Genomic DNA, 1,008 nt, shown 5'->3' on the forward strand with positions numbered 1-1,008 from the left:
GCTCTATATGGGCCGCCCGAGCCGTGAGGACGGCGAGTATTTCAAGGCGCAATGGCTTAAGGAGTACGGCCCGGAAGACCTGCCTGCGGACCTCACGATTTACGGCGCGTCCGATCATGCTGTCTCGATCAAGCAGGACCGCGACCCCACCGTCATCGGCTGCGTCGGTATTGACAAGGATGACAACATTTACGTGCTGCCCGATCTTGTTTGGGAAAAGATGGAGACAGACCGCACCGTCGAAGAACTCCTTATCCAGTTCAAGATGCACAAGCCGCAGCTGTGGTGGATGGAAGACGAACTGATTTCGAAATCGTTCGGCCCGTTCCTGCACAAGCGTATGCTTGAAGACCGCGTTTACACCACGATCGACGGCGTTCGCCCGAGCAAGGACAAGGGCACCCGCGCCCGCGCCATTCAGGGACGTTTGGCGATGGGGAAAGTCTTTTTTCCGCGCCACGCCACTTGGTGGACAGCTGCGCGCCGCCAGTTGCTGGCGTTCCCATACGCATCGAACGACGACTTCGTGGACTGGCTCGCGCACATCGGCCAGGGCCTCTTGAAAGAGCGTGGCCCGCGCATGGCGCCGGCGAACACCAACACCACCGGATCAACCATTGAATGGATCATGCGCAACGCGAAGGCGCGCGCCATGAAAGAACAACGCCAGAGGGCCCTTTCGGGTAATTGACGATGGACGAAGAAACACAGGTCTCCACCACCGAACCCGAGATCGCGGCCACGACGCCTGAAACAAAAACGGACGTTCCCGAACAGCGCCGCCGTCTGGTTGACGAGTGGTGTGAAAAAATCACCGCTGCCGAAAAGCATTACGAAGAAACCTTCAAGCAGATGCGTACGTCGCAGGACTTTGCGATGTACGGCGCGGACAGAGACTGGATCGACAGCAACAAGTATACTGTCCCGATCCTGCCGCGCTACATCAACCAGTCTGTCAGCACGCTGTACGCCCGCAATCCGAAAACCACGTACAAGCGCAAGCAGCGC

The 1,008-nt window shown here is 58.4% G+C and carries 2 protein-coding genes; both read left to right on the forward strand.

Going from position 1 to position 1,008, the window contains the following annotated elements; genetic code table 11:
- Positions 1-691, forward strand: a 691-nt coding sequence (gene terL / locus ACTJKP_RS26895) for a phage terminase large subunit (protein WP_440632835.1), incomplete at its 5' end; no start/stop codon positions are given.
- Positions 692-693: 2 nt separating this feature from the next.
- A partial coding sequence (locus ACTJKP_RS26900; RefSeq protein ID WP_440632836.1) for a hypothetical protein occupies positions 694-1,008 on the forward strand: 315 nt, incomplete at its 3' end.

It is taken from the genome of Brucella sp. 22210, assembly GCF_052045675.1.
Classification (GTDB): domain Bacteria; phylum Pseudomonadota; class Alphaproteobacteria; order Rhizobiales; family Rhizobiaceae; genus Brucella.